This is a genomic window from Tateyamaria sp. (assembly GCF_059783535.1).
Window position 1 is genome coordinate 1 of sequence record NZ_JBYNDP010000150.1, and the last position, 8,332, is coordinate 8,332.

Sequence of the window (8,332 nt, forward strand, 5' to 3'; positions counted from 1 at the left end):
GACGACGTCCTGTGCGGGCGCGAGATCAGAAAGGGTGATACATGCATCATCCCGATTTACGCCGTTCATCGCTCAAAGCTTTTGTGGGACGACCCGGATGCGTTCCGCCCCGACCGGTTCGCAGACCGCAAATCAGTGGACCGCTATGCATACCTGCCCTTTGGGGATGGTCCCCGCATCTGCATTGGCGCTTCGTTCGCATTGCAAGAAGCCGTCATTATCCTTGCCACTCTGCTCAGCCGGTTCCGATTTGCACCCGTGCCCGGAAAGGATCCTGATCCGGTGATGATCCTAACCCTGCGCCCCGATGGCGGCGTATGGCTGACCGCCGAGCCAGCCTAGTCACAAATACCCTGAAGATCGGTCCATTGCTGTTCCGTGAGTATCGGCAACCAGTCACCATCTTTGGGTGCTGCATCCCGTGCTTTTCCAATGCGATCGGACAGGGTCGGGTGGGACAGAAAATGCGAGATGACACCGTCATTGTCCCCGTGCTTGGCCCGTAGACGTTCGAACATGTCGCCGAGAGCAGCTGGAGACACGCGGGCATCCCCAAGCACCTTGTGGGCAAAGGTATCCGCCGCCTCCTCGGCAGCTTGGGAGTAGTTTGCGTCAATCAAGCGTTCGGTCAGGAACAGCACAACAGCGCCACCCGCGAAGTCACCAATAAGCAGGCCCAGAACACCGATGCTGCCCGCTGATCGCAGAGCATGACGCGTAGGATCACGGCTGACCACGTGGCCGAGTTCATGGGCAAAGACCGCCGCCACTTCCTCGGGCGTTTCGGCGGCATCGATGAGACCGCGGAAGAACACAACGTATCCACCCGGCAAGGCAAAGGCGTTGATCATCGAGTGGTTCAAAACAAAAACGGATATTTCGCCGTTGTCCGGTATCGACGGGGCAAAGGTGGCCGCCATTTCGTTGAGCGCCGCGCGTCCTGCCGGGTTTTCGCAAACTCGAAGCGGACCCAGTGCGTCACGGCCCAGCGCACCACGGATCTGTTCAAACGTCGCCTCGCCCAGCGCACGCTCTGCACGGGGCGGAATGAAATTGGCCAGTTGATCAGCCATCAGCGGGATCAGGATACCGATCTGCAAGGCAACCGCACCCACCGCCCCCGCCGCCCACATGGCAAGGCGTCCGCGCCCCTTGGGCGGAGCACGCCGGTTCAGGTGCGGCAGTCTTGGCAGCGTTCCGGCGTCCGGAACATAAAGCCGCGCAACCGGATCGGAGGTCAGCCGCAAAACCGCATCAATCCCGCTGGGCAGATCCGATACTGTTCGAATATCAGACGCAGGCCATGTCACGTCGTCGGCATCCTGGCGTGATAGAATGATATGCGCGCCGTCGTCACTAGAAGTAACGTAGACCGGAACCGGGTTGGGCGTGTCGCCATCGAAATAAGAAGCGCGGGTCATATCGCGGCCCCCAAATCAAGCGCCTCGGCAAAGCCTTCGGCTTCGGCAAATTCATCGCGGGCGACCTGACTGATTGTTTGCAAGCCGTAATGTTCGGGCAGCGCAGTGGTCGTTGCCATGTGCCGCATCAGCGGGAACGTCACGAAGGTGTTGTAAACAACGGACCAGAGAAGAAAGACGCCGAAATAGACGATGACCGACGCAGTGATGGCAACCCAGCGCGGCGTATCGAAGCTTAAATCGGCGTCAGTGTCTGTGATCCGCGCCAGGATCTCGAAACCGAAGATCGGCAGAACAATCAGCGATAATAGGATGATACCAAGCGTCAGTACCAGATAGGCCAGAAAGGTGCCCCCGGAATAAATCCATGCGATCCGCCCTGTGCGCAGGTTTGATCGGAACGCAACACCCGATGCCGATTTATGGTTGGCCATCAGGCGGCGTGCGTCAAAGATGTAGTGCACGACACCGTAGTAGAGAGCGAAGCTAAGCGGCAGCAGCAGCCAGAACCGCCACAGGCCTTGCGGCTCGTCTACCCCTTCTGCAAATGATGTCGTTTCAACACCGAGCGTTTCTCGCATGATTTCATCGATTAACGCCGCCCATACATCGCCTATCGGTTCGAGGAACGTCACCCATGCAACCCAGAGCGCGGTTGCGGCCACAGAGAATATCAGTGGCAGAATGGCCCGATAAAGCATCGTCCAGCGCCCGCCCTGGGTCAGCTTGGAAGAGCCGAAATAGGTGCGATCAGTGCGGTATTTCTCGAGATAGAACGTCATGCGTGGCCAGAGAATGCCGAGCGTACAGATCGTGACCAGCCAGTGCACACAGGCACGCCACGCATAGCCCCATGCGCCAGGTTCCAGCCCGAAACGCACTCCGCGCCAGCGGGTGCGCCCAAGTACGTAGCGACGCGCGCGATATCTGGCGTAGAACCAAAGGGGGATCACACCCAGAAAACTGAGAAAGTAACCAGCAACATTACCGTCAAACAGGGTGAAACTGGCGAACATCAGCAGCAGATTCACCACACCAATATAGAAGGTGAGGATGACAACGGCGATGAAGAAACCGAGCAACTTTTCCCAGGGATCGCCGACATACTCCATCGGATGACCGCCAGGCCGGATCGACCCCCAGAAGTAGCGACGCAGCCGTGTCTTCATCCAAAAACGGTAAAAGCCCAGCGTCAGGATCGACCAGAACCCGGTTGTCAACGCGAGCCAGAACACCGCACCGCGACGGCCAACGAAACCGACGGCAAGCGCGCCGTCAGGTGAACTTGTTGTCTCTTGGGAAACCGCGGGGGGCCATCCGCCCTGCTCCGGCGCGCTTTCCGCGCCACTCCGCAAGATCGGTCTCTGTTCTTGTCCGTCCTGCGGGGTCGAGCCAGCTGAGCCCGTCTGCCAGGGTGAAGGTGGTTGCATCGCTCAGGCCCCCGTCCTTGTACTTCTGGAGACGCACGCCCTTGCCGCGCGCCATCTCCGGCAACTCTTCAAGTCCAAAGACCAGAACCTTCCGGTTCTCACCAACAACAGCAACATAGTCCCCTTCGGCCGGTTTACAGACAGCCATCGAAACGTCGCCACGCACGTTCAGCACCTGCTTGCCCGTCCGTGTCTGCGCGATCACCTCATCTTCGGGCACGATGAACCCATCGCCCGCCGAGGATGCGACCAAAAGCTTGCGGCTCGGTTTATGGGTCATGAGCGCGTGAATTTGCACCTCGTTCGGCAGGTCGATCATCAGGCGCAGCGGCTCACCCATGCCGCGTCCGCCCGGAAGGTTCGCAGCCGAGACCGTGTAAAAGCGCCCATTCGAGCCAACCACAACAAGGCGATCCGTCGTTTCGGCATGGAAGATGAAGCGCGGCCCATCGCCGTCCTTGAATTTCAGCTCGCGGGTCAAGTCGATGTGGCCGGTCATGGCGCGAATCCAGCCCATCTGGCTGCACACCACGGTGATCGGTTCGCGGTCGATCATTGCCTCAAGCGGCACATCCTCGATCTCTCCCGCTTCAGCAAAGGTGGTGCGGCGGGCACCGCCGTCGTAATCCTTGCCGAACTTCTTTTTCGTCTCGCGCATTTGGTCAGCTATGGCCTGCCACTGCAGGTCGTCACTTTCCAGAAGGTCTTCGAGCGCCGCACGTTCTTCCATCAACTCGGCCTGCTCGCTCAGCAGTTCCATTTCTTCCAAACGGCGCAGGGAGCGCAGCCGCATGTTCAGGATCGCTTCGACCTGAACGTCGCTCAGTTCACCATCGCCGGGCGCGGGTGAGACATAATCAGCCTCGGACATTGCACGAGGATGATCCTTGCCCCAGTCCTCGCGCATCAGCGCAGCCTTTGGATCTTCATCATAGCGGATAATGTCGATCACCCTGTCAAGGTTGAGGAAGGCGACGATAAGCCCCTCAAGCACCTCAAGCCGATGGTCGATCTTTTCCATGCGGTGATGGCTGCGCCGGATCAGGACTTCGCGCCGGAAATCGAGGAAGGCACGCAGGACCTCCTTCATCGAGCAGACCTTCGGCGTAACGCCATCGATCAGCACATTCATATTGAGCGAGAAACGCACTTCGAGGTCCGAGTTCCGATACAACATTCCCATCAGCACATCCGGGTCCACGTTCTTGGACCGCGGCTCAAGGATCAAGCGGATGTCGTCCGCGCTTTCATCGCGCACATCAGCAAGGATTGGGACTTTCTTGGTCTGGATGACCTCGGCCAACTTCTCAATCAGCTTGGATTTCTGGACTTGATACGGAATTTCCGTCACGACAATCTGCCACTGGCCGCGGCCCAGATCCTCAACCTCGTATCGACAGCGCAGGCGGAAGCCGCCTTTGCCAGTACGGTAGGCTTGGGTAATTGCCTCAGGCGGTTCGACGATGATGCCACCCGTTGGAAAATCGGGGCCAGGCACGTAGTTCAACAGTGTGTCGTCGCGGGCATCTGGCGTTTTGATCAGGTGCAGGCAGGCATCACAAAGCTCTGCAATGTTGTGTGGTGGGATGTTGGTGGCCATGCCCACGGCGATGCCAGATGAACCGTTGGCCAGCAGGTTCGGGAATTGCGCAGGCAGCACGACCGGTTCGGTCAGGGTGCCATCGTAGTTTTCGCGGAAATCAACTGCGTTTTCGTTTAGGCCTTCAAGCAACGCTTCGGCGACGGCGGTCATACGCGCCTCGGTGTAACGCGACGCGGCGGGGTTATCGCCGTCGATGTTGCCGAAGTTCCCCTGCCCATCGACCAACGGGTAGCGCACGTTGAAATCCTGAGCGAGGCGAGCCATCGCATCATAGATCGCGGCATCACCATGAGGGTGATAGTTGCCCATCACATCGCCGGAAATCTTGGCCGATTTGCGGAATCCGCCCGAGGAAGACAGCCGCAATTCCCGCATAGCGAACAGGATCCGTCGGTGAACGGGCTTAAGACCATCGCGCGCATCCGGCAGCGCACGGTGCATGATCGTGGACAGAGCATAGGTGAGGTACCGCTCACCCAGCGCACGACGCAACGGTTCGGACAGGTCCATATTGGGGGTATCGGTCTGATCGGACATAGATGATGTGTAGCGGCCCACCTTGTCGGGAACAAGCGGTCAGGTGGACGATCTTCCGTTCGGGAAACTTTGGTGTGGGGACTCCGTTGCTCGTACACCACAACGAAAGGCTGCGGGGAAAACTGACCGGTTTTTACCAGTGTTTGGAATCATTCGGTTTGTTAATGTTTGTGGTGTGTCATCAAGCTGCTGATCGGACACACACAGTACGTTGGGGGGAGACGCATAGTATGGTGCGGTTCATTATCATTACATTCGCGTTTCTAGCGTTCGCCTTCTACGAGATGAGCGGAGGCGCAGATTTTGACGCTGAACAAACCCGCCTGTCGCGCATAGAGGCACCCGCCGAAGTCAAAGAAGAAACGCTGGCGCAAGCTGAGGCTGAGCCGGCCACGCCAATTATTCCGGAAAACGTGACGCGCGTTTCCCTGAACCTCAACAGCGTGGGCGATGTATTGCGCCCACAACGTACCGTTCGGACAACAGCAGCCCGTCCGCGCACTGTTGAGGACGAGACTGAAACGGATATTGCCCTGAATGAAGAAGAGCCGACAATCATTCTGCCGAGCCTGATTGTCGACAATGCCATCATCACGCCGGTGGATTTCAATGCGCCCGACGTTGTTGACGAGTCTTCAAATGATGTGCGGGCAGTGTCGGCACGCAGTGTGAACGTGCGCGGTGGCCCAGGCACAGACTATTCTATCGTCAACCGCTTGACGCGCGGGGACAAGGTCGAGGTGCTGCAGGATCCAGGAAACGGCTGGGTCAAACTGCGCCCCATGAATGGTGGCACGATCGGTTGGATGGCTGACTACCTTTTGAGCGAAGGCTGATTGCGCACAAAGCGGATCACTCTATTGTCCCGCCCGAGTTTGAGCAGGACAAGACATGGCACAAAAAACAGTTCTCATTACCGGTTGTTCGTCCGGGATCGGGTATGCGTCCGCACATGGCCTGCGCGAGGCAGGCTGGCGTGTGTTTGCATCTTGCCGCAAGGCAGCAGATTGCACCCGCTTACAATCTGAAGGCTTTGAAAGCCCGCTGATCGACTACGAAGATGCAGCAATCATTGAATACGGCTTGAAAGAGGTTTTGGAGGCCACCGGTGGCACACTTGATGCAGTATTCAACAATGGTGCTTTCGGAACTCCCGGTGCCGTCGAGGATTTGCCGACCGATGCGCTGCGCGCCATCTTCGAGGCCAACTTTTTCGGCTGGCATGAACTGACACGGCAGATCATTCCAGTCATGCGCGCGCAGGGACATGGCCGGATCGTGCAGTGTTCATCAGTATTGGGTTTCGTGACTATGCCCTGGCGCGGAGCTTACAACGCAACCAAGTTCGCGCTTGAGGGGCTGACCCATACCCTCCGGATCGAGATGCGCGATACCCCCATCGAGGTGATCCTTATCGAGCCGGGCCCCATCACGAGCAAAATACGCGCCAACTCTATCCCACATTTTGAGAAGTGGATCGATTGGGAAAACTCAGCGCGTGCGGAGAAGTATCAAACAAAGCTGCGTAAAAGACTATATGAAGATCGTGGGCCGGACACGTTTGAACTGCCTGCCGATGCGGTGGTCAAGAAGCTGAGGCATGCTCTGGAAGCGCGTCGTCCGCGCCCGGTATATATGGTGACAACGCCAACGTTCCTGATGGCCGCCTGCCGCCGTTTCCTGCCAACCCGCACGTTGGATCGGATTTTATCCTTCGGGTGACCGAACGACGCGTTCGCTTTTGGGCGTGGGTCGCCTACATGGTCCCAGCGTAAGGAAAAGGGACACAAGAACATGGGCTTTGACCCGCTATTCATCTTGATCTTGCTGGCTTGTCTGGCTGTTGTTGTCGTGCTGATGCTTGGCCTTGGCGGCTTTGCCAAGGGATCGGGCTGGGCCAAGGACAACTCTAACCGACTGATGCGCTACCGAATCGGCGCGCAGTTCGTGGCTGTCCTTTTGATCCTTGCCTATGTGGCATTGCGTGGAACGGGGAACTGAACATGGTTGTTCTGAACAAGATCTATACAAAAACGGGTGACGCTGGCGAAACGGCCCTTGGCAATGGTGCCCGGGTCGCGAAGCACGCAATGCGCGTGACGGCTTATGGTACAGCGGACGAGTTGAACGCGTTCTTGGGCGTCGCGCGCCTCGAAGCATCGGGCGACATGGATGCTGCACTCAGCCGTATCCAGAATGACCTATTCGATCTGGGTGCCGATCTGTGCCGTCCCGACATGGAAAAGGATGCCGAAGCCGAATACCCACCCCTGCGCATGACGGACGCTCAGGTGTCGCGCCTCGAGGCCGAGATCGATGTCATGAACGGCAATCTTGAACCTTTGCGCAGCTTCATCCTGCCAGGCGGGTCTGCTCTGTCGGCCCACCTGCATGTGTGCCGCACCGTGGCGCGCCGGGCCGAGCGGCTGTCGGTGGAACTCGCGACGATGGAGGCGGTGAACCCTGCGGCAGTGAAATACCTCAACCGTCTGAGCGACTGGTTCTTCGTATCTGCACGCATCGCCAACAATGGCGGCAAGGATGATGTATTGTGGGTTCCGGGTGCGAACCGCGAATAGCGGCGGACGCTCCGGTGGAGGGTTCAGCACACGGAAGGGCTGAACCCCGGGCCATCCACTTGCGGTCAGCCTTCCTCGGGTTCCCACAGTTCAATCGGAGTCCCTTCGGGATCGGACAGATGCGCGAAGCGCCCGATCCCGGGCATGTCCCCGACCATTTTCACCACCACACCTGCATCCTGAAGCTGCGCCACCATCGCATCCAGACTGCTGACCCTGAAATTCAGCATGAACGATTTGTCAGTGGCGAAGTAATCCGTATCGGCGGCAAATGGGGCAAACACCGTTGAGCCCCCTTCGGCCATCCACGGCTTTTGATCGGCTGTAGTTGGCACAAGGTCGATACCCAGTCTGTCACGATACCACGTGGCCAATGCCTCCGGGTCTTTGGACCGAAAGAAAAAACCGCCAAACCCCTGAACATGTTCCATGGCCATCCCCCTTTCCCACAGTGTATCAAAGTTTCCGTTCAACGGCATCACACTGAAAACGCGGCGTTCAATTGCCGTGACGTGACGATTTTGTCCTGTTTCCGTAGCGGCGTCTTGGGTAAACCACTCGAGACCAACTATCTCAGTTCTCAAAGCTGAGTCGTTATTTTGAAGAGAGGAACGCTCATGAAGGTGCTTGTGCCTGTCAAACGCGTGATCGACTACAACGTGAAGGTGCGCGTGAAAGCGGACGGATCGGGTGTTGATCTCGCCAATGTGAAAATGTCGATGAACCCGTTTGACGAAATTGCCGTCGAACAGGCCATCCGCC

The 8,332-nt window shown here is 58.0% G+C and carries 9 protein-coding genes and 1 pseudogene; 6 read left to right on the top strand and 4 right to left on the bottom strand.

The window, feature by feature from the left end:
• The coding region (locus tag AC6RA8_RS19345) for a cytochrome P450 (RefSeq protein WP_500354988.1) at positions 1-342 on the top strand (342 nt) is incomplete at its 5' end.
• Here the strand turns inward: AC6RA8_RS19345 and AC6RA8_RS19350 are convergent.
• From AC6RA8_RS19350 to AC6RA8_RS19360, 3 genes are read right to left on the bottom strand one after another with little or no spacing between them, the layout of a single operon-like run.
• A complete protein-coding gene (locus tag AC6RA8_RS19350) occupies positions 339-1,421 on the bottom strand; it encodes a M48 family metallopeptidase (protein ID WP_500354990.1) in 1,083 nt (360 codons plus the stop codon). The genes AC6RA8_RS19345 and AC6RA8_RS19350 overlap by 4 nt on opposite strands.
• The gene (locus AC6RA8_RS19355) at positions 1,418-2,776 is read right to left on the bottom strand and encodes a YjgN family protein (protein WP_500354992.1); all 1,359 of its coding nucleotides are present in this window, start codon (positions 2,774-2,776) and stop codon (positions 1,418-1,420) included. Before AC6RA8_RS19355 ends, AC6RA8_RS19350 begins: the two co-directional genes overlap by 4 nt.
• Positions 2,697-4,991: a DNA topoisomerase IV subunit A gene (locus tag AC6RA8_RS19360; RefSeq protein WP_500354994.1), complete on the bottom strand. Its 2,295-nt coding sequence runs from the start codon at positions 4,989-4,991 to the stop codon at positions 2,697-2,699. Before AC6RA8_RS19360 ends, AC6RA8_RS19355 begins: the two co-directional genes overlap by 80 nt.
• A gap of 230 nt (positions 4,992-5,221) precedes the next feature.
• Here AC6RA8_RS19360 and AC6RA8_RS19365 point away from each other — a divergent pair, with 230 nt between their 5' ends.
• From AC6RA8_RS19365 to AC6RA8_RS19380, 4 genes are all read left to right on the top strand, one after another.
• On the top strand, positions 5,222-5,827 hold the full coding sequence (locus tag AC6RA8_RS19365) for an SH3 domain-containing protein (protein WP_500354996.1): 606 nt from the start codon (positions 5,222-5,224) through the stop codon (positions 5,825-5,827).
• A gap of 55 nt (positions 5,828-5,882) precedes the next feature.
• Positions 5,883-6,713: an SDR family oxidoreductase gene (locus AC6RA8_RS19370; RefSeq protein WP_500354998.1), complete on the top strand. Its 831-nt coding sequence runs from the start codon at positions 5,883-5,885 to the stop codon at positions 6,711-6,713.
• Positions 6,714-6,785: 72 nt separating this feature from the next.
• Positions 6,786-6,992: a twin transmembrane helix small protein gene (locus AC6RA8_RS19375; RefSeq protein ID WP_500355000.1), complete on the top strand. Its 207-nt coding sequence runs from the start codon at positions 6,786-6,788 to the stop codon at positions 6,990-6,992.
• Between the two features lie 2 nt (positions 6,993-6,994).
• Positions 6,995-7,570 (top strand): cob(I)yrinic acid a,c-diamide adenosyltransferase, encoded by a 576-nt coding sequence (locus AC6RA8_RS19380; protein WP_500355002.1) that lies wholly within the window; start codon positions 6,995-6,997, stop codon positions 7,568-7,570.
• Between the two features lie 65 nt (positions 7,571-7,635).
• Here the strand turns inward: AC6RA8_RS19380 and AC6RA8_RS19385 are convergent, their stop codons facing one another.
• Positions 7,636-8,001: a VOC family protein gene (locus AC6RA8_RS19385; RefSeq protein ID WP_500355004.1), complete on the bottom strand. Its 366-nt coding sequence runs from the start codon at positions 7,999-8,001 to the stop codon at positions 7,636-7,638.
• 186 nt (positions 8,002-8,187) lie between these two features.
• Here AC6RA8_RS19385 and AC6RA8_RS19390 point away from each other — a divergent pair.
• Positions 8,188-8,332: pseudogene (locus tag AC6RA8_RS19390) on the top strand (electron transfer flavoprotein subunit beta/FixA family protein); the annotation flags it as partial.